The organism is Pseudomonas sp. P4_D7, from assembly GCF_056401755.1.
The window spans coordinates 1-2020 of sequence record NZ_JBFUIR010000145.1; the positions used below are offsets into that span (position 1 = coordinate 1).

At 57.7% G+C, this 2020-nt stretch carries 1 protein-coding gene; it reads left to right on the forward strand.

Features of this window, described 5'->3' with window-relative positions:
- Window positions 1–1007: 1007 nt before the first annotated feature.
- Window positions 1008–2020 (forward strand): MrcB family domain-containing protein (locus AC1DVF_RS29105; protein WP_477783615.1); only part of this gene is annotated, 1013 nt, incomplete at its 3' end.

Consider the following 2020-nt stretch of genomic DNA (forward strand, 5'->3'; position numbering starts at 1 on the left):
CGCATTTGCTGATCACGCCCCCAATAGCTGGGCCCACGCCAACGGCATCAATTGTCTTCCTTGCGTGCGATATAGTGCCTTGCAGGTGGGCCAGTAGATCCCTGCCGCCGCCAGAGGACCATTGCTTGACTTCACCCAAGACCGGACCCGTTGCACCCAGACAGCATCTCGAGCGTCCGCTCCATATCGACGCTCTCGAACTGACAGAGGACGAACGCCATAAGGACATTCCGCGCCTGGCCACCCAAAGGCCCTGACCGGCCAAGTCATTCGGGTACAGAATTGCGTCGATCGACCGGATGTCCAGACTACTGAACGCTCATCCAAAAATCCGAATTCAACTGATTCCAGCGATGCGTGCGCCAGGGTCCGGCAAGCGGATGCGCAACGACCTCGGCACCGTATGAAGCACGCTGTCTGCTGGTTTGTTCGACGCCCCCTGCTCAACCGCATGGCGCCCCAGGATTCCCTGCACTCGAGGAGACTCGGATCATTACCCTGTCATCCGATTTGGCGGTGGGGCGAATAGGTTGGACGGCCGTTAGAGAGGTGAGGCATGTTGCTGCCGAATTTACCTACAGCCATTCCATTTGCGACCTAGCAGAGGAGGGAAGGTACTGCGTACCTCGAACCTTCGAACCCCCACGGCCGTGACTAGTTCGAGCATTCGGACCCACGTCACGAATCGCGGTGCGCGGCAGTTTGCCAATGCGCGTACCGGGCTCTCCACGACAAATCTTGTCTGCGCCGGGCGGGGTTTAGGAAACCTGGCGATCTAGCGCGAGAGCCGCCGCGCTCCCAAACACTTGAGCTCAAAGCACAGACGGGCCCCTCTGTGGAGCGACCCTCGCTCAAACGCACGGGCCGCGATCTCGCTTGGTATGCCAAGACGGCGATAGATCGCTGATTTCCATGAATATTCGGGACTACGAGCGCCCGATCCGTGGATTCCCCTTGCTCAGCATTTGAATGCTGAGATACTTCTCATCAAGAGGGGGGGGAGCCTAATGGCTGATCAACAAAGCAGCGAAGCGACGCAGGCGAGCGCAACTGACGCACGGAACGAAAGTGCCTCAGTGTCGCGCGGAGTGCAGCGCGTACTGGACGAGTATTCGTCCGCAACCGCGAGCGAACTAACAAATCATCCACTTGCGCAGTTCATCCGCCGGGAGCTCCCCGGCTTGGTCACTCGAATGCTCGGCGAGGCGGCGCGTGGCTTGATCGTAAAGGGCAGCGTAGGTAACGGAAACTGGGCGGCAGGTCCGTGGCTAGCAATTCTAGACAGGACCGTTACCACCACAGCACAAAGCGGCTATTACGTATGCCTCCTATTCCGGGAAGACATGAAAGGGGTGTACCTGACACTCGTCCAGGCGATGACCGAAGCTCGGAGAAACTATCGATCCGATGCCAAAACCGCCCTCAGAAGCAGCGCAGCGCACTACCGCGCGCTTGTAGGAACGCGCTCCCAAACCTTCAAGCTTCATAAAATCGATCTATCCCCATCTTCCAGCTCAAGCATCACTTCGTTCTACGAAGCTGGGGTTATTTGTGCCGCGTACTACGAATCTGGCAGCGTGCCCGGTGATGACGAGCTCTGTCGAGACCTCAGCGAAATCTTGGGACTGTATGCCGAGCTGACGCTACGAGCGGCAAGATTCCAGATCAACGAAGATGAACTGGACTCGCCCGAACAGGTTTTCGACAACCACGAAGATGCGTCGCGGCGAACGCTTCATACTCGGATTGAGCGCAACAGGGCGCTGGTCAAGAGAGTAAAACTTGCCAGGGGAACAACGTGCGAGGCATGCGGAGCCAACTTTGAAGAACTCTATGGCGACCTCGGCCAGGGCTACATAGAGGCGCATCACCTACGCCCGATTGCGACGTTGCCCGCATCTCGGGTTGAGCTTGATCCCGTACGCGACTTCGCCGTTCTGTGCGCAAATTGTCATCGAATGATCCACCTTTCTGAATTCTCCGGCGACGTTCGCAAGTTTGCATTGAACCACCTCAATCG